The sequence below is a fragment of the Novosphingobium decolorationis genome, from assembly GCF_018417475.1.
Classification (GTDB): domain Bacteria; phylum Pseudomonadota; class Alphaproteobacteria; order Sphingomonadales; family Sphingomonadaceae; genus Novosphingobium; species Novosphingobium decolorationis.
Genome location: NZ_CP054856.1, coordinates 2,279,590 through 2,296,359, shown reverse-complemented (window position 1 = coordinate 2,296,359; position 16,770 = coordinate 2,279,590). Strand labels below are relative to the sequence as shown.

The 16,770-nt window shown below is 64.3% G+C and carries 22 protein-coding genes; 12 read left to right on the top strand and 10 right to left on the bottom strand.

Annotated features, from left to right (window positions below):
• Nucleotides 1-189: 189 nt before the first annotated feature.
• The 3 genes from HT578_RS10570 to HT578_RS10560 are packed head-to-tail and all read right to left on the bottom strand — an operon-like array spanning nucleotide 190 to nucleotide 1,443.
• Nucleotides 190-552 (bottom strand): hypothetical protein, encoded by a 363-nt coding sequence (locus HT578_RS10570; protein ID WP_066708097.1) that lies wholly within the window; start codon nucleotides 550-552, stop codon nucleotides 190-192.
• A gap of 51 nt (nucleotides 553-603) precedes the next feature.
• The gene (locus tag HT578_RS10565) at nucleotides 604-1,041 is read right to left on the bottom strand and encodes a DUF411 domain-containing protein (RefSeq protein WP_066708094.1); all 438 of its coding nucleotides are present in this window, start codon (nucleotides 1,039-1,041) and stop codon (nucleotides 604-606) included.
• Between the two features lie 27 nt (nucleotides 1,042-1,068).
• A complete protein-coding gene (locus HT578_RS10560) occupies nucleotides 1,069-1,443 on the bottom strand; it encodes a DUF305 domain-containing protein (RefSeq protein WP_093067936.1) in 375 nt (124 codons plus the stop codon).
• A gap of 377 nt (nucleotides 1,444-1,820) precedes the next feature.
• On the opposite strand from HT578_RS10560, the gene HT578_RS10555 reads away from it, so the two are divergent.
• The 9 genes from HT578_RS10555 (at nucleotide 1,821) to HT578_RS10515 (ending at nucleotide 7,664) form a co-directional block, all read left to right on the top strand.
• Nucleotides 1,821-2,177: a hypothetical protein gene (locus HT578_RS10555; protein ID WP_170172205.1), complete on the top strand. Its 357-nt coding sequence runs from the start codon at nucleotides 1,821-1,823 to the stop codon at nucleotides 2,175-2,177.
• A gap of 144 nt (nucleotides 2,178-2,321) precedes the next feature.
• Nucleotides 2,322-2,801, top strand: coding sequence for a heavy metal-responsive transcriptional regulator (locus HT578_RS10550; protein ID WP_213503880.1), 480 nt, complete (start codon nucleotides 2,322-2,324; stop codon nucleotides 2,799-2,801).
• Nucleotides 2,798-3,019, top strand: a complete 222-nt coding sequence (locus tag HT578_RS10545) for a hypothetical protein (RefSeq protein ID WP_086491595.1) — start codon at nucleotides 2,798-2,800, stop codon at nucleotides 3,017-3,019. Before HT578_RS10550 ends, HT578_RS10545 begins: the two co-directional genes overlap by 4 nt.
• A 58-nt stretch (nucleotides 3,020-3,077) precedes the next feature.
• A complete protein-coding gene (locus tag HT578_RS10540; RefSeq protein ID WP_093067934.1) occupies nucleotides 3,078-3,398 on the top strand; it encodes a hypothetical protein in 321 nt (106 codons plus the stop codon).
• Between the two features lie 23 nt (nucleotides 3,399-3,421).
• Nucleotides 3,422-5,332 carry a 2Fe-2S iron-sulfur cluster-binding protein gene (locus tag HT578_RS10535; protein WP_213503879.1) on the top strand — a complete coding sequence of 637 codons (1,911 nt, stop codon included), beginning with the start codon at nucleotides 3,422-3,424 and terminating at the stop codon, nucleotides 5,330-5,332.
• Nucleotides 5,332-6,060, top strand: a complete 729-nt coding sequence (locus tag HT578_RS10530; protein ID WP_017503491.1) for a hypothetical protein — start codon at nucleotides 5,332-5,334, stop codon at nucleotides 6,058-6,060. The genes HT578_RS10535 and HT578_RS10530 overlap by 1 nt, the downstream gene beginning before the upstream one ends.
• Nucleotides 6,057-6,779: a hypothetical protein gene (locus HT578_RS10525; RefSeq protein ID WP_004212662.1), complete on the top strand. Its 723-nt coding sequence runs from the start codon at nucleotides 6,057-6,059 to the stop codon at nucleotides 6,777-6,779. Before HT578_RS10530 ends, HT578_RS10525 begins: the two co-directional genes overlap by 4 nt.
• Complete coding sequence (locus HT578_RS10520) at nucleotides 6,766-7,209, top strand: DUF1622 domain-containing protein (protein ID WP_213503878.1); 444 nt, start codon at nucleotides 6,766-6,768, stop codon at nucleotides 7,207-7,209. Before HT578_RS10525 ends, HT578_RS10520 begins: the two co-directional genes overlap by 14 nt.
• 14 nt (nucleotides 7,210-7,223) lie before the next feature.
• A complete protein-coding gene (locus HT578_RS10515) occupies nucleotides 7,224-7,664 on the top strand; it encodes a four-helix bundle copper-binding protein (protein ID WP_213504248.1) in 441 nt (146 codons plus the stop codon).
• Nucleotides 7,665-7,810: 146 nt separating this feature from the next.
• Here the strand turns inward: HT578_RS10515 and HT578_RS10510 are convergent, their stop codons facing one another.
• The 6 genes from HT578_RS10510 to HT578_RS22410 form a co-directional block, all read right to left on the bottom strand.
• A complete protein-coding gene (locus HT578_RS10510) occupies nucleotides 7,811-8,557 on the bottom strand; it encodes an HAD-IIB family hydrolase (protein WP_062788722.1) in 747 nt (248 codons plus the stop codon).
• Nucleotides 8,554-8,676, bottom strand: a complete 123-nt coding sequence (locus tag HT578_RS10505) for an HAD hydrolase family protein (RefSeq protein WP_009824012.1) — start codon at nucleotides 8,674-8,676, stop codon at nucleotides 8,554-8,556. Before HT578_RS10505 ends, HT578_RS10510 begins: the two co-directional genes overlap by 4 nt.
• A 269-nt stretch (nucleotides 8,677-8,945) precedes the next feature.
• Nucleotides 8,946-9,971: an IS110 family RNA-guided transposase gene (locus HT578_RS10500; RefSeq protein ID WP_213503877.1), complete on the bottom strand. Its 1,026-nt coding sequence runs from the start codon at nucleotides 9,969-9,971 to the stop codon at nucleotides 8,946-8,948.
• Between the two features lie 206 nt (nucleotides 9,972-10,177).
• Nucleotides 10,178-11,374: an IS256 family transposase gene (locus tag HT578_RS10495; protein WP_213503876.1), complete on the bottom strand. Its 1,197-nt coding sequence runs from the start codon at nucleotides 11,372-11,374 to the stop codon at nucleotides 10,178-10,180.
• Between the two features lie 65 nt (nucleotides 11,375-11,439).
• Nucleotides 11,440-11,934, bottom strand: a complete 495-nt coding sequence (locus HT578_RS10490; protein WP_213503875.1) for a hypothetical protein — start codon at nucleotides 11,932-11,934, stop codon at nucleotides 11,440-11,442.
• 2 nt (nucleotides 11,935-11,936) lie between these two features.
• Nucleotides 11,937-12,950, bottom strand: a complete 1,014-nt coding sequence (locus HT578_RS22410; RefSeq protein ID WP_083784943.1) for a universal stress protein — start codon at nucleotides 12,948-12,950, stop codon at nucleotides 11,937-11,939.
• A 180-nt stretch (nucleotides 12,951-13,130) separates the two neighbouring features.
• On the opposite strand from HT578_RS22410, the gene HT578_RS10480 reads away from it, so the two are divergent.
• The 3 genes from HT578_RS10480 (at nucleotide 13,131) to HT578_RS10470 (ending at nucleotide 16,199) form a co-directional block, all read left to right on the top strand.
• On the top strand, nucleotides 13,131-14,909 hold the full coding sequence (locus HT578_RS10480) for a site-specific integrase (RefSeq protein WP_213503874.1): 1,779 nt from the start codon (nucleotides 13,131-13,133) through the stop codon (nucleotides 14,907-14,909).
• Between the two features lie 151 nt (nucleotides 14,910-15,060).
• Nucleotides 15,061-15,576, top strand: coding sequence for a hypothetical protein (locus HT578_RS10475; RefSeq protein ID WP_009824005.1), 516 nt, complete (start codon nucleotides 15,061-15,063; stop codon nucleotides 15,574-15,576).
• Nucleotides 15,576-16,199 carry a hypothetical protein gene (locus HT578_RS10470; protein ID WP_050763084.1) on the top strand — a complete coding sequence of 208 codons (624 nt, stop codon included), beginning with the start codon at nucleotides 15,576-15,578 and terminating at the stop codon, nucleotides 16,197-16,199. The genes HT578_RS10475 and HT578_RS10470 overlap by 1 nt, the downstream gene beginning before the upstream one ends.
• Here HT578_RS10470 and HT578_RS10465 read toward each other — a convergent pair.
• A complete protein-coding gene (locus tag HT578_RS10465; protein WP_239026583.1) occupies nucleotides 16,151-16,741 on the bottom strand; it encodes a multicopper oxidase domain-containing protein in 591 nt (196 codons plus the stop codon). The two genes, HT578_RS10470 and HT578_RS10465, sit on opposite strands and share 49 nt — an antisense overlap.
• Nucleotides 16,742-16,770: the final 29 nt, after the last annotated feature.

Genomic DNA, 16,770 nt, shown 5'->3' with positions numbered 1-16,770 from the left:
GGCGCCGACCGCCATTCCCAATGGCCTTGCGGCGTGCGGCTCGCGTCGGTTGCAAGCGCAGGCGCGGCGAGACCGAGGGCCGCCACAAGGGCGGCCGGAAGTATTTTGGTCATCACGAAAACCTTTGACTGAAAAGAAGGAAACCGGGCTGCGCGCATCGATCGATGCGCGCAGCCCGTGCTCGTTCAATCAGGCAAGGCTGGTGGGAGGATCCGGCTCGGGCACAACCGCCTTGCCGGTCAATATCGTATCGGTCGTCCAGAAGCTGGGCGCGTCGTAGAGACGCGCAGGCGCAATGCCGCCTGTCAGGTCAGCTGCGACCAGCGGGATCACGCACCCCATCGCGGCGATGCAATCGAGCGTCAGGCCCTTGCAAGGCTTTTCGCTGGGCGCAGGATGCTGCTTGGCCATCATCGCCATGCAGTCCGCATCCATGCCCTTGGCCAGCGGCGCGCCTGCCGCCTCAGGCACGCTGTGCGCGGCCGCCATCTGGGCTCCGAAGAGACCGGACAGCGCTCCGATGACGAGCAGAAGCGCGAGCAGGCGTTTCACGAACGACTATTCTAGCGCGCTGGAACCGAAGTTACAAATGGAGCTTTCCCCTTAGTGCCTTGCGAACACGCGCTGGCCAGACGGGCCGAATGCTACCACCTGATAGGACTGTGCCGGCTGACTGGGGATCTCCATGCCCGGTGATCCCAAAGGCATTCCCGCAACGGCAAGGCCAGCCACCCCGCGCGGGCGCACTGCCAGAACCCGCTTGATGTCATTGATGGGCACATGCCCCTCGAACACCATGCCGTCGATCACGGCGGTGTGGCAGGAGGCGAGACGCAGCGGCACACCATGCGAGCGCTGGAAGGAAGATCGCGAGCGGTCGTCGACGATCGTGACGGAACGCTTGAACTGTGCGCGGATCTGCGCGGCCCACTTTTCGCAGCAGCCACAGCCGGGATCGCGATGCACGAGGATCGGCGTCGCAGAGCTGGCCGCTGTCGCCATGAAGATGGCGGCCAGCGCCGCGATCGCCTGCTTCTTCATCTTTCGAATCTCAAGTTCCTGCTTCGGTCACTGTGTCCGCTTGCCATGCTCACGCAGCCAGGCTTGCAGTTCGTCGATTTCGCGTCGCTGTTCGGCAGAGCTCTTGGTGGCCATGTCGCGAACCTTGGCGTCGCGCGTTTCGCGGAGCACGATCTGTGACATGGCGATCGCGCCGCGGTGATGCTCGATCATCTTGCGGGCCCAGGTCTCGGTCGCATCGGTGCCAACGGCCGACATCATCTTACGATGCATCTCCATTTCGGCACGCGGGTATGGATTGGCGGGTGTCGGTTTCATCATGCCCGTGTCGGAGTGGCCCATCTTGCCATGATCCATGCCGTGCATGGCCTCCTGGGCGAGGACCGGGCCGGCGGCCAGCAGTAAGAGGGGAGCGAACGCCATTCCTGATCTTTTCATCATCGTCTCCTTTGTTGCCCCTAGGTAATACGCACCGTGAAGGCGGAGCCCTCACGGTTGGGGGGAAACGGCGTAACCCACCACATCTGCAAAAGGTGCCCGGAACCAAGTGGGCGCACCCGGACAGATCAGTTGCAACCAATGCTGGACGACGCCCACCGAGGAGGCGGCAGGTGCCATCCGTTTGGCGAGGTACGGACAAATCAACGACGGTCCCGGGGGATCTACTCAAACCGACAGTCGCTGCGAACAATACGTATACCGAGCTTGGACCAGGGACCATACTCCTGAAGGCGAAGAAACAAAGTCTTCCCCTCGAGAGATCGAGCGGCAGTGTTCAACACTTCTCAGAGGAGTCCAAGATGATCAAGAACTCCATCATGGTTGCGCTCGCCGGCATCTCGATGCTCGCAGCGGTCCCTTCATTCGCTCAGGGTATCGGACATACCTTCTTCATGCGCGGCTCGATCGTTGACACGGGCAGCAACGGCACGGTCGTCTGCATCGGCAAGGCCGATGGCGCCGAGGTCGGCCAGAAGCTCGAGGTCTATCGCGTTGTGACCCATCCGGGTCCGTCCAAAGGCGTGGCGCCGACTTATCACCGCCAGCTCATCGGCCATGTGACGATCGATCATATCTTCGATGATCACTTCGCGCACGTGTCCGTCGCCGACGGCACGCCTGCCAAGCACGACATCGTCGAGCTTCGCAAGAACTGACGAGCCGGTGGCCCGGCGGCACAAGCTGCCCTGACGCGAGACGTCGGGGCAGCGGGCTGGCGGCGGCAACGGACCGTTCGGGGTCAAAGCGAACCGCTTGACCCTGGACCATGGTCCAACCGGCATGATGATCGAGCGGATGACATGGGCAATTTCAAGATCGGCGAACTGGCCGCCGCTGCGGGCGTGGGCCGCGACACGATCCGCTATTATGAGCGGATGGGTTTGCTGCGCGAACCCGCGCGCACGGCGGCGGGCTACAGGCTCTACGACGCGACCGACCTCGAGCGCGTCAATTTCATCCGCTCGGCGCAGGAGCTTGGCTTCACACTCGAACAGGCCCGGCAGTTGCTGGCGCTCAGGGCGTCGGACACCGCGCATGCCCAGGCCGTGCTCGATATCACGCTCGCCAAGATCGCTGACGCCGAAGCCCGGCTCGAGCGCCTGTCCGATATCCGCGACATGCTGCGGATGCTCGCCGACGAATGCCCGGGCGAAGTGCCCGTCTCCGATTGCCCGATCCTCGCCTTCCTGACGGCGCGGCGGAAAGACCAGCAGCATAACAAGAAACATCAGGCAGCGCAGGACGAACGATCACCACGAGCGAAAGGGGTTTTGTTATGAAGAAAATGCGTTTGATCGGCGTCCTCACGCCGGCGCTGCTTCTGGGCGCCTGTGTAACCACGCGGCCGACCTCGGCGCAGGTCGAGAGTTGCCGGGCGATGGAGGGCAATATGGGTCTCCAGACGCCGCATGATCATGGCGAGATGAAGGGGCAGGGGCGCAACCCGATGAACCTCTCGCACGACCGGTGCCTTCAGATCCTGCGCAACGCGCAATGATCCGGTCCGGGCGCCAGCCCTGGCGCCCGGACACAGTTTTCAAGCCAAGGAGCAAGCTATGATCGACCATGCGAAAAAAGCCCTTCCGCTTGTCGGCGGAAGCCTGTTGCTGGCGCTCGCGCTTTCGGGCTGCGACCGCCAGGCCGACCAGACGGTGCCGCCCGCGGCGAACAGCGTCGCCGCCACCCCGGTCCTGACCGACAGCGGCAACGCTGCAGACGCGGCGCCGATGGACGCGATGAGCAACCAGGCCGAGATGGAGCGGCATCACCGTCAGGCGATGGACCATGACGCGATGCGCGCCGGGGCCGGCAACCAGACCGCGCCGGCACCCGATCCCGCGCCGGGCAATTCGGCGATGCCGATGAAGGATATGTAAGCGCGCTGAAAAAGGGGATGAGGATGTCCAGGCGGATCAGCCTTCGACGCTTGAGCCTCGGCTGCGCAATCGCTCTCAGCCTGTCCGCGGGCGCGGGCGCGCAGGAGGGCGAGGATCATGCCGCGCATCATGGCGCAGGCATGCCGGCCGGCGGGGGCATGTCCGCACCGGCATCGTCGGGGTCGTCGGACATGGCGAAGATGATGAACCCCATGATGGATCGCATGATCAATGGGGAAGGGGAGAATGAGCACGGCCACGAATCGCGCCGGACCGGCTTCATCTCGCAACTGCTCGCCTTTCCCGCGCTCGACGAAGCGGCAAGGCAGCGGGTCGCTGCGCAGGCTGGCGAACGGGTAAGCACGGGCCTAGCGATGATCAACGCCGCCTCGGCCGACGGCGCGCGTGCAACCACGGTCTCGGCCCGACTCGATGCGGCGCGCCGCCTGCGCGAGGGAACCGACCTGTTCCGGTCCGGCACCGCCGCGCAGGGCGCGATCGGCGGCTTGCAGCCGCCCCGGGAGGTCGGGCTTGCCTGGCTGCGCGATCAGCTCGACATCGACCAGGCCGCGCCCGGCCATGCCGACCACTGGTTCGGCATCTCGCCCTCACACCTCCTTCTCATGCTCTTCCTGGGGCTGGTGAGCGCCACGCTGATCGCGCTGCAGATCTTCCGCCTCCGGCGGATCGGGGCGATCGCCGGCGGTGTCGCCACCGCCAAGACCTCGGAAAAGCCGGAGCCGAAGGCTGTCCCGCCCGCTGCGAAGTTCGCGCCCGCACCTGCCCCCGTTGCCGGCAGCGCCGGGCTCGCCTCGAGCAATGCGGCCGCGCCCGCGGGAGCTTCGCTGCGCAAGCCCAAAAGCTGGGCGGGGCAGCTGCGCGTGGTCCAGATCGTGCGAGAGACGCCGAGCGTGCTGACCTTCCGGCTCGCGGACCCGGCCGCCGACCGGCTGCCGTTCGACTTCCTGCCGGGCCAGTTCCTGCAGGTCGAGGTAGAGCCCGAAGCGGGCAAGACCGCGCGCCGTTCCTACACGATCGCCTCTTCGCCGACCCAGCGGGCCTATGTCGAACTGACGGTCAAGCGCGAGGAGCAGGGCGTGGTCTCGCGATACCTGCACGACAAGGTCGTCGCCGACGATCTGCTGAAGGTCAGCGGACCGTTCGGCGCCTTCACCTTCACGGGAACGGATGCCCAGAGCATCGTGCTGATCGCGGGCGGGGTCGGCATCACCCCGATGATGTCGGTGCTGCGCTATCTCACCGACACCGCGTGGAAGGGTGATATCTTCTTCTTCTACGGCGCACGGTCGACCGAGGAATTCGTGTTCCGCGACGAGCTCGAACGGCTCGAACGCCGTTTTCCCAACCTCCATGTCGTCGCCGCGATGCAGCGCGCGCCCGGCACCGTCTGGATGGGCCCCGAAGGGCCGATCACCCGCGAGATGATCCTGGCCGCGGTGCCGGAGATCGCGAGCCGGCGGATCCATATGTGCGGCCCGCCGGCGATGATGGGCGCGATGCGCGGCGTGCTGGCGGAACTCGGCGTCCCCGAAGCGCAGCTGCACACCGAGGCGTTCGGTCCGGCCTCGCTGCCGGCCGACCACGAGGATCTCGAGGTCAAGCCCGCGCCCGCGCCAGCAGCTAAGCCGGCCCCGAGCGCCGAGGTGGCACCGAGCACGGTGACCTTCTCCGTGTCGGGGGTGTCGGCGGCTTTGCCCGCGGACGAGACCGTGCTCGAGGCGGCCGAGGGCGCGGGCGTCGAGATCTCCTATGCCTGCCGTGCGGGCACATGCGGCGCCTGCGTCGTCAAGCTGCTGCAGGGCGAGGTGACGATGGAGGTCGAGTCCGGCCTCGCGCCCGCCGACAAGGCGCAGGGCTATGTGCTCGCGTGCCAGGCGAAGGGCACGGGCACGCCGCTCGTGGTCGAAGCCTGATGCGCGAACGCAGCGACATCGCCGTCGGCCTGCTGGTCGCGTTCCTGCTGCTGTTCCCGTTCGGCTACCTCGTGCATGTGTCACCGCGCTTTCCGGGCAGCCTGGCCGGCGGGATCATCGGGATCGCAGCGCTCGTGCTGATGCTGCTGACGCTTCCCTATGTCGCGGCCAAGCATATCGCCTGGGTCGACAAGGCGCTCTCCCGGCTCGTCAGCAAGCCGACCCTGCTCGCCATCCACATCTATGCCGGCGTGCTGGCGCCGATCCTGGGTCTGGTCCACGCCGCGCACAAGCTCGAAAGCCCGGTCGGACTGCTTCTGACCATCCTTCTGCTGATGACGGTCATCACCGGCTTCATCGGCCGCTACCTGCTTGCCCAGCTTGGTCGGGCGCTGCGCGGACGCAGGTCGGAACTGGCTTCGCTTCGCGCCGCCTTCCTCGAGGAGCCGGCCGCGCCGACGCAGGCCGATACCGCAGCCGCGCCGCTGTCGGGCTGGAGGCGCTATCTGTTCGTCGCCGGGGATGCGCCCGCGGGCCAGCACCCCCAGGACAAGGCGGGGATCGCCGCGGCGCTGGCCGATACCGAATTCGCGATCCGCGCCGAAGAGGCGACCAACACCCTGTTCGCGCGATGGCGGTTCCTGCACATCCTGCTGGGCTGTCTCATCTTCGCGCTGCTCGCGCTCCACGTCGGCGCGGCGATCTATTACGGGCTGCGCTGGCTATGAGCTGGCAGCGTCTTTCCTACGCCGTCTTCATCGCGGCCCTGCTGGTGATGGTCGCCGCGGTCGCGATCCGGATGCGATCGGACGCGCCGAGGGATGCCGGCCTGGTGGCGCAGCTCGTAGCGCCCGGCCCGCTCTCGAGCGCCCACCAGTCCTTCGCCGGCCAATGCACGGCCTGCCACACGCCGGGCAAGGGCGTCGAAACCCGGACCTGTCTCACCTGCCATGCGGGCACGGATTTCGGGACGAAGCAGTCGACGCAGTTCCACGCGAAAGCGACGCAGTGCACCTCCTGCCACGTCGAACATGAGGGAGAGCGCGGCATCATCCGCATGGATCACGCCGCCTTGCTCGACATGGCAAAGTGGCGGCAGCCTTTGGCGGGCATGTCGACAAACACTCGAAGCCTGACCCCCGAGACCGCGCTCAATTGCGCGAGCTGCCATGCGTTCCGCGATCCGCACCAGGGCCTGTTCGGCACCGACTGCGCGAGCTGTCACAAGACCGACAGCTGGAAGATCGCCAATTACCGCCATCCATCGGTCAATTCGACGCAGTGCGCCGAGTGCCACAAGGCGCCGCCCAGTCACTTCATGGAGCATTTCAGCATGGTCTCGCAGCGCGCAGCCGGGTCGAAGGCGCGCGTCGACCAATGCTATGCCTGTCACGCTACCGACAGCTTCAACAATATCCGCAAGCGAGGCTGGTATGATCACCATTGAGGTCGACTGGCTGAGCGCCTTCTTCCGGCTCGCGGTGATCGGCCTGGAACTGGCGGGCACGCTGACCATCCTGGTCGGCGCGGGGCTCGCAACCTTTCTGTTTGCGCGGCGGGCGAGGGCGGGCGACCGAACCGAGGCCTATAGCGCGTTCCGATCGGCGCTCGGCCGCAGCATCCTGCTCGGCCTGGAATTTCTGGTCGCCGGCGACATCGTCAAGTCGCTGGTGATCAACCCGACGCTCGACGATCTCATCGTGCTGGCCGGGCTTGTGCTGGTGCGGACCTTCCTGAGCATCTCGCTCGGGGTCGAGATCAACGGCCACTGGCCCTGGGAGGAAACGCGGATGGCGCGGGAGAAGGCGCGTGCGGCGTCGGATGGGTCGCCGGCTACGGCTGAGGCCGCCGGATGCGGCACAGCGCTCAAGCGATAGCAGATGGAAGGCGCATCATGATCGAGAGACGCGAATTGCTGATGGCGGGCGCCGGCCTTGCCGCCGCCGGAACGCTGGCTGCGCCGGCGGCGGCGCAGCAGCATCGAATGGAAGGGATGGCGATGTCGATGACGGACTGCATCGACGATTGCGTGGCGTCTCACCGCATGTGCCTGGAAACCGCCGCCTGGCTGACGAAGCAAGGCGGCGCGTCAGCCACGGCGTCGCTGATCGCCATGCTGAACGACTGTGCGGAACTGTGCCAGGCGACCGCCAACTCGATGCTGCGCGAATCCCCGCTCCATACCATCCTGTGTCGCGCCTGCGCTGACGCCTGCGAACGATGTGCGCGGGAATGCCTGAGCCACGTCGTGGGCGAGCGGATCAAGCGTTGCTCGGCTACCTGCAAGGATTGCGCCGCCAGCTGTCGGATGATGGCGGACATGGCCAGCTGAGTGTCCTAGAACGCGCCCAGGCGTAGTGGGGTCAAGCAGCTCCGGCACGATTGAAGCGATCCGTCGGCTCCACGATGTGGGACCGCTGCGAAGCTGGGTCGTACGGGCGCGAAAGCGGGACTGGTTAGGTATCGGCGGTAGCGCTTTTAGACTAGCCAGGCAGCGATCGCGCCAACCACCGACTTGGTTTCGGCAACGTCGCGGACTCGAACGGTATCCAGCCCGAGGTGCTTGGCCGGATAATCATTTCCGCCCGGGAAGATCGCGTCACCGAAGAAGATCATCTCGTCGAGCGCGACGCCGGTCTGCTCGGAAAGGCGCTTAAGGCCATAGGCCTTGTCTATCCCTTCGCGCGTGATGTCGATCGATGTCGCCCCGCCGATATTGATGGCAAAGCCTGGCAGCAACGGCTGGAGCAGGGCCTGCAATTTCTTGCGCTTGGCGTGATCGGGATCCCACGTGTCCTTGGCCTCGAGCGGCGCCTCCTGACCGAGCGCGGAGAATGTGATCTGGCTGCCGCGATCCTCGATCTGCTCGCCCCAGATGTTCTCGTTTGGATAGCCCGCCTGCTCGACCGCCTTGGTCAGTGCTTCGCGGATGCGCTGGCTTTCGTCGCCGGTGAACAGATCGGCATAGATACGCGTCCATTGGCCGTCGGCGTGACGATAGAGCTTGGTGCCCGTGGTCGGCTGGATGATGAAATTGTCGAGCCGCGCCCGGGCGGGCATGCGCGACACCACCTGTTTCTCGAATTGCGGCCAGTCGCCTCCGGAGATGATCGCTACCATCGTCACGTCGAGCAGGCGGGTAAGCAGATCCGCCATTTCATCGTCGAGCGGCTGCTTGCTGAGCGCGAGCGTTCCGTCGAGGTCGAAAGCGGCCAGTCGCTTCATGATGATCCTCCCACAAGCGGCAGCAGAAATGCGTCGATGGCATCGGCGATGCCATCTTTGTCGTTGCTGGTTGAAATGTAATGCGCTGCGCTACGGATCTCCTCAGGCGCCTTGCCCATGGCGTTCGTTAGTGCAACGTATGGCCCGCCCCGTCGGCAAGCGGTTTGTGTTGGATGTACTGAGCAGTCTGCGAAAACGTATCCGGCCTTTCGATGCGAGATCGTTGGCCAAGATGGAGATCCGCGCGTCCTGGTCCTCATAAAGGGGCCGGCATCGAGTGCCATTTTGCGCCATAGGGTTCCAAGACACCGGTCGACTGTCAGGCCATCTGTCACTTACCTCCCGCAGACGTCATCCAGTCGGTGCGAGGTGCATCGACCGAACTCATTCAGGCCGCTTGCGCAACCGGATTGAAGGTGCGCTCGTGGCGGAGCAGCGCCCAGACTATACGTGCCATCTTGGCAGCCAGGGCGACCACGACGGTGTTGGCGTGGGAGCGCGCAAGCAGACCGCGCAGCCAGGCGCCAAGGCGTGTGTCACTCTTGCTCATCGTTGGTAACGACGAACGCGCTCCCTGGATAAGGATCTTGCGAAGATAACGGCTACCGCGCTTGCTGATTCCCAGCAGTCGCGGCTTGCCCCCCGTTGTCGCTTGTCGTGGTACCAAGCTCAGCCACGCGGCAAGATCACGGCCACGCCCGAAAGTGCGGGCATCGCCAACTGCGGCCACAAGCGCGGTCGCATTAAGCGCCCCGATGCCGGGTATGGTCAGCAGGCGCCGCGTGCGCTCGTCCTCCTGCGCCGCTTGGGTGAACTCGGCATCGAGATCGCCGATCCGCTCGTCGAGTGCGGTCCAGCGCTGCCGCATATCACTTACAAGCCGGTGGATGCGGCAGCCAAGCACTGGCTCGTCTGCGTCAAGCAACTCGGCAAGCCGGACGGCGAGCTTTGCACGGCCTTGGGGTACGATGTGGCCACGTTCCAGAAGCAGGCTCCGAATCTGGTTCATTAGCGAAGTGCGTTCACCGACGAGCTGATCACGAATGCGATGCAGCGTCTGCATGTCCAGCTGTTCTTCGGACTTCAGCTCGACAAATCGCATAGTCGGCCGTGTCGCAGCTTCCGCGATCGCCTCGGCATCGCGGTCGTCATTCTTCTGGGCCTTGACGTAGGGGCGGACATACTCAGGTGACATCAAGCGAATGGTATGTCCCTGCCGCTCCAGCGCACGGCCCATGTGATGCGCACCGCAGCAGGCCTCCATGGCCACGACGCACGGCGGCAGAGTGCCTGCATATGCGATGACCGTCTCGCGCCGCATTCGCCGGCGGACGACGACCTTCCCGGTTGCATCCAGACCAACCACGCTGCAGCTGTTCTTGCCCAGATCTACTCCAAGAACCGATACGTCCATGACCGTCGCTCCTTCCTAAATCCCTCCCGCTGCTACGAGATGATAGCGGTTCGGTTTAGGGGCGGGCCATCCATAAAGGGGGAGCGACTTGAGGAAAAAGTTGGGTGAAACCCGTAACGATCATTTCAAGACAAACGATACGTAGCATGGTCGTGTCCCACGGGGTGGTGTAGGAACCGTCGATCCTCGGCAGGACCGGGTTCGGGTCAGGCAGCCAGGGCTGGCAGGCTGACGATTGGATTATGGCTCACCGAGCCGAGGGTTTCCAGCGTCATGTAGCGTCGGGATACCGCCCACTCATCGTTCTGCTCCAGCATCAGCGCGCCGACGAGACGTACGACGGAGGCATCGTTCGGGAAGATGCCGATGACGTCGGAGCGGCGTTTGATCTCTTTATTCAACCTTTCCAGCGGGTTGGTGGAGGCGATCTGCGCCCAGTGGTCCTTCGGGAACGTCATGTAGGCGAGCACGTCCTCGCGCGAAGCGTCCATCATGTCGGCGAGCTTCGGGAACTTCTCGCGCAGGGCATCGGCAACCTGTTCCCACTGCTGGAGAGCCGCCTCGGCCGTTTCCTGCGCGAAGATGGTCTTGATCATGGCGATGACGGCGGGCCGCTGCTTGGGCGCAGCATGGGCCAGCGCATTGCGCATCCAGTGCACCCGGCATCGCTGTTGGCTGGCGCTGAACACCTTGCTCGCGGCGGCGCGCAGCCCCTTGTGATCATCGGCGATGACAAGCTTCACTCCGCGCAGGCCTCGGTCGGCCAGAGAGCGCAGGAAGGCTTTCCAGAAGGGCTCCGCCTCCGAAGGGCCGGTGGCGACGCCCAGCACTTCGCGGCGGCCATCGGTGTTGACACCAACGGCGATTATCGCCGCCATCGAGACGATCCGTCCGCCCTCACGCACCTTGAGGTAGGTGGCGTCGATCCACAGGTAGGGCCACTCGCCCTCGATCGGCCGCGTGAGGAAGGCGTTCACCCGCTCGTCGATCTCGGCGACCAGGCGGCTGACCTGGCTCTTCGACACATCGCTGGCCCCCATAGCCTTTACCAGATCATCGACCGAGCGCGTCGAGACACCGTGGACGTAAGCCTCCTGGATCACCGCCGCCAGAGCCTTCTCTGCGGTGCGGCGCGGTTCCAGGAAGCTGGGAAAGTAGCTGCCTTTACGCAGCTTCGGAATCGCCAGTTCGATCCGCCCGGCGCGCGTATCCCACCCACGCTCGCGGTAGCCATTGCGGTGGTTGAGCCGCTCCGGGCTGCGCGTGCCGGCGCGAGCACCGGTCTTCGCCTCGATCTCCAAATCCATCATGCGCTCGGCGGCGAAAGCCAGCATCTCACGCACCAAATCACTATCAGCCCCTTGCTCAATCAGCTCAACAAGGGCCATTCTGTCGTCGGTCATCGTCTTCTTCTCCAGATTCGAGTTCGCATCCGAACCCTACCAGAAGATCGACGGTGGCCACCCTCTCAGGGAAACCTTCCTACACCACCCCGTGGGACACGACCACGTAGCATCGTAGGAATCGCCCAGGTTTCAGCTATGCTGAGCGGCATCTTATTCTGATATCGAACGACGAATTCGACAGCCGAGGACAGTGAGACTTGCAGGTGAGACGCCAGAAGCAGAGACTGCGCGACTTGATGGGCGCGTGGTCGCCTGAGGCCGTCTTCAGCAAGACCGGGAAGTTTCGCGTAGAAAGCCTTCGGAAGACCCTCACCAATTTGCAGGATCGCGCGCTGGATCTGATAGTCGTTGTCGAGTAGCCATTCGGCTGCGGCGCTGCCGCGCTGGTCGGCTTGCGTGGCTGCCTGGCGGGCTCGAGCCAGCCAGTCTTTCATGGCGTCGAGATGCGCCCAGATGGGAAGAGGCGCTGAGCGACCGATCAATCCTGTCAGCTGATGGCGTGTGGCGGTCTCGTCGGCCGCCCCCGAAATAGGGTCGGTCCCCTCAATATCGGCCATGATCAGGCTTGGGCGGCGAGGGGTAGCCGGAGGCAATTATGCCCTACGGCGATCTGCGCTTTTCCCGAGCGGATTGTCGCAGGCGTTACGAGCATTGGTACATTGCAATGCGTCATCAGGTAGGAGGCGACCGTTCCATAGGGTACGTCGGAAACATGCCGATGGCTGTGGCCGCGCGCGGGCAGGACGGCAATATCGGCCCTCTCGCGCTGAATAAGATCGCACAGCACCTCGCGTACATCCTCGCCACGGATCGAAATCGTACGCATTCGTAGACCGGACGCCGAGAGGTTGGATTTCGTTCGATCCAGGTAGCTGCGTGCTGCTTGCTCATTTCGCTCTATAAGGGCTTGTTGAAGCTTCTTGTCCTCGACTTCCAGGGGCCGTGCCTCGATCATCTCGGGCGTAGGGACGACATGGACGAGCAGGAGTTCCGCTTCCGAGGCCTTCGCAAGACGCACAGCTAGGGGCAGCACGCTCTCAGCCCAACGAGAGCCGTCAAGCGGCACCACAACCCTTCTGTAGGGCGCTGCCGGAAGCGGGGCCTCTACCGGTACGAGCAGGACCGGGGCTGGCGTCTGCATGAGCACCTTGTGCACGGTTGCCCCCATGCCCGGGCGACCGGCCTCTTGCCTGCCTCGTCTTCCCAGTACGACCATGCCGTCGTCGCACTCTCGGACAAAGCGGCAAATTTCCTCCGCGGTTTGGCCTTCGGCCAATTCGATGGAGGTTTTGGTTGGAGGTGCGCTGGTCGCGGCGGCGCATCGATCGAGGGCGCGCAGGGCTTCGCGCCGCCGGAGGTTACATTCAATCGGGTCTGGACGAGAGCGCGTCGAGCCCTCGCCGTCAAGTACTTGTAGCAGGGTAATAGGGACGTCGAGCGTTGTCGCGAGCGCACGAGCGTGTGAGTAGATCCACGCATCATGATCGGAGCAATCGATACAGGCGACAATCCCGGACTGCGGTCGGGGGGACGCCTGCGCCAGAGCTGGAAATGCTGAAGCGGCTGATATCAAATGCTCCTCTTGCCTTGGATCTCCATCGAATTCGTGGCGGCTAGGACAGCGGGAACAACCGGCATTTCGGCCTGGCGTCCCCTCCCGTAGGGGTCACCAGAACGCTTGAAGCGCGCGGAATCTCAGGATTCAGCCCTTTTTTACCGCTGCTTGTACAGTAGACTTGTACAGCGAGACGGTATGAAAAAGACAAAAACCCCAGGACTCTACGTTCACCAAAACGGCGTCTATTACCTGCGCCGAGAGATCCCCGAAGCCCTGCGCAGCCAGTTCGGCGGCAAGTCCGAGTGGAAACAGTCGCTCGGCGTTCGCGACTATGAAGCCGCAAAGCAGCTGTTCGCGGCCGAAGATGCCAAGTGGCAGGCCCGAAAGAAGGTCGCCCTCGCCGCCCTCGGGCCGGACGCCGCGCCGATGACGGCCGAGCGAGCAGCGGACATCGCGGCCGAGTTCCTGCTCGGGAATCGGCGCGATGCTGCTTCGGTCAGGAAGGCGTCCGACCGCGCGGCCTTTGCGCTCGCCTTCGTCGCGGGCCACATCGAGATCGAGCAGACCGCCAAACAGAACCAACTGGCTGACGACGTGGAGTTCGGCCCCGACGGGACGGTCGCGGACGCCCGGGCGATGCCCTTCCCCGATCCGATCGAGGCGTTGCGGCAGGAGTTCGAACGCGGAGATTACAGCCGGGCGAGCATCATCCTTCCCGAAGTGCGCGAGTTTGCCGGTTTGCCCGACAAGCAGCCCGGCCGCCGCGAATCGCGTCTCCTCGCAGAAGCCTTGCTAGCCGAGCTCCTGAAGCCCGAGGTTCACAAGAATCCCACCAGCGTCGTGCCGGCCACCTGGGCTGCCCAGCTGGCGGCAGCGCCGCCGCCGGCCTGCGGCACCATGCGGGACGCCTATGAGCTGTGGAAGGAGTTCCAGGGCCCCAGCAGCCAGACTGCAGGCGAGTATCTGGTGGCCGTGAATCGGTTTCACGATCTGTTCGGCGACATGCCTCTGACGGCCGTCACCGCGCGGCATGGCCGGATTTTCCGCGACGCTCACATGGCGATCCCGGCGTACCTCACCAAGGATGAGCGCAGGCTCTCCTTTCACGATCTCTACGTCCATTTCGACCGGGTCGGACGCGAGGACCGTCCCGCGCTCTCGCCGGCATCGATCAAGAAGTATGTCGGCGGCCTTTCGGCGATCATCTCCTCTGTCCTGGAAGAATATGATCTGGACGGAAACCCGATGGCTCGCATCCGCATGATCGGGGAGAAGCGCGGGCGGGTGGTCGCCCAGACGGAGCGTCGACCGTTCACGGACGCGCACATGCACAAGATCTTCGCCTCGCCCATGTTCACAGGCTGCGCGGGCGAGGCGGATTTCCGGCGCTGCCTGCCGGGCGAGGAGGTCTATGCGGACGATCTCTACTGGGTGTTCCTGCTGGCGGCTGCCACCGGAGCCAGGATCGAGGAGCTCGGCCAGCTCCTTGTCAGCGACGTGAGGACCGAGAAGGGCATCCACTATCTCTGGCTGGATAACCTGGGGGATGATCAGGAGCTGAAGACCGACAGCTCGAGGCGCCGGGTGCCCTTGCACCCGAAGCTGATCGAGCTCGGCTTCCTGGAGTGGGCGCGGCGGGGTCGCCAGCCGGACCAGCGGGTGTTTCGGGACGTGAAGCTCAATTCCAACGAGAAGCTGACGCACAATCTCAGCCGGCGTACCAACCGCTATCTCGACCGGATCGGCATCGATGAACGCAACTACGTGTTCCACAGCTTCCGCCACAAGTTCAAGGACGAGTGCCGGGACGCCGGGATCTCGAAGGAGATCCATGACCAGCTGACCGGGCACTGGAGGCCCGATATCGGCAGCAAATACGGCGATGGCGCACCGCTCACTCGCCTCGCTCGTGAGGTGGCCAAGCTCGAGCTGTCCTACTTCCCCGCGCCGGTGGCTCGGCGGGAGGCCGCCTGACGAAGATGCGCGGCGAACAGGCGTTCGCCGCTCACAAGTGGAGCAAATGAACAAGCGGGAAGCTGCGACTTCCTGAAGAGATGAAAATCGAAGGGAAGCCTAGGAGCCGATCAAACGGATCGGCTCCTCTCCAGCAAGAGGGTTTTCCCTGATGAACTATACCGAACCGCACTATGAAGGCTCGCGCACGTCCTCCAGCGTCCTGCGCCACACTCTGAAAATCCTGCCGCACCCGATGGGCCGCGCCGTCGCTTATGGCCTACCTGCCGGATCCATCCGCCTCAGCCAGGCTGGACTGATCCTCGCCGCCACTCCCTGTACCTATCCGCTCTTCCGCGAGGCGATGGAGCGTGCGGCAATGAAAACGGGCTGCGACGTCCTCCTGGCGCGGCACGGCCTCCATCCGGAGGTTCTGGATCCGGTGCTGTGGGATGCGGTGATCTGGAGCGGCGATCAGACGATCATGCTCCCCGATCTCATTCTTTATTCGGGGAATGGCGACCATTGGCTCGTGCCGTCCCGCAAGGGCGCCCACGTCCGAATGGCCGCTGATGGTCTGCATATCGAGGCGGAGCCAGATTTCGTCACCTGGCAGGAGCGCTGCGACGGCGTGTGCCGCGCGGCCAAGGAGATCATCAAGGCCACGCGCGGAACGGAGGTGCTGTGATGCCGGTCAGGAAGCACAACGCACCGCCAGGCCTCGATTACGATCCGATCACCGGCGAGGAGCAGAACATCTCCTATGGGGTGGTCGGCGCCGATGCTGGTCAATCTCAGCCGCGTCGCAGGCTGGAGGATGTGATTGGTCGGCGCCTCTATCCGACCGACAGGCCGGCTGTCGGCACGAAGTGGAACGATCCGACAGCGGAGCGGTGGGATGTCCTGCTGCCGCGGGGGGCGCCCGATGAATTTCGCGATCCCCAGCGAATGTGCGAGGCCTTTCACATCAACGACGATGGAGCCATCAAGCACCTTGCAGCCGTGATGACCTTGAAATTTCCGGAGGCAGACAGCATACCTTCCGAGATGCGCCTGCACGAGGTCTGGGAGCTGTCGCGAGGCTTCGGACTCCTGCTTGCTCTCCAGCTCGAGGTGGCGGCTGTTGCCGTTCTGCATGTGCCCGGAAGGCATTGGGGGCATGGTGTGCCCCACTGCCATCTGATCTGCCCGGTGCGGACGGTGCGACCCGGCTCGGGCTTCTCGACGTTCGTCATGCCCCTCATCAACGGTGAGGAAGGCCGCTACCGGCTCGGCAGATCGAGGCGATCCTCTTCCTCGTCGCGCACGTAGATCGGGGCAGCAAGTCCGGCATAGACCTGTGGTCCGGCCCGGCGATGCAGATGCGAATGATACCAGTATAACGAAGCGCGCTGGCGTAGTTCGAAGGACGGGCTCCAGCGCTCACCGGGCCGTATGAGCTGGTGCGGCCCGCCATCCGCTGTGGCGGGAAGTTCGAAACCATGCCAATGGACGGTCGCATCTTCGGCAAGCTTGTTGTCGATGTGAAAGCGAACCTGTTCGCCGCGGCGCATTTCGAGGGTCGGGCCGAGATAGGATGCGTCGATACCGATCGTCGGAGACGGAGTGCCGGGCACGAATTCTTTCTCGCCCGGTGTCAGGGACAGGCGAAAGACACGCTCGCCCCGTTCGATCGTTCCTGCTTGTAGCGGAGGAATAGCAAGGGGACTGCTTGCGCCTGATCGATCGAGCGACATCTTGCCTTGCGTGTCGCAACCCAGCAGCGGCAGCGCCGCGAAACCCGTCGCCGCGAGGCCGGCGCTTTTCATGAAGTCGCGGCGATCCTGAAAGTTGGGCCTGTCGATACCTGGCATATTCACCTGTTTTCGCGTGGGAGGCACCG